This window comes from Staphylococcus sp. HMSC061G12 (assembly GCF_001838465.1).
GTDB classification, from domain to species: domain Bacteria; phylum Bacillota; class Bacilli; order Staphylococcales; family Staphylococcaceae; genus Staphylococcus; species Staphylococcus simulans.
The window spans coordinates 1-241 of record NZ_KV837163.1; the positions used below are offsets into that span (position 1 = coordinate 1).

1 pseudogene is annotated in these 241 nt (G+C 37.8%); it reads left to right on the forward strand.

The window, feature by feature from the left end:
• Window positions 1-241: pseudogene (locus HMPREF2937_RS12265) on the forward strand (hypothetical protein); the annotation flags it as partial.

Here is a 241-nt window from a genome sequence, read left to right on the forward strand (position 1 = left end):
TCTTTAGCCAAACAGATGTGAAAAAGATAACCGATAGTTATAACTATATTTCAATTGGTTCTGATATTTACCTTTACACAGGTATCACATCGGCTACTGCAGATTCTTCAAACCTTGGCTTTATCTTGGTCAACATGCGTACTCGTGAAGTGACAAATTATAAGTTAGCTTCAGCAACAGAAACAGCAGCTCAAGAATCAGCCGAAGGAGAAGTGCAAGAAAAACATTATGAAGCAACAGC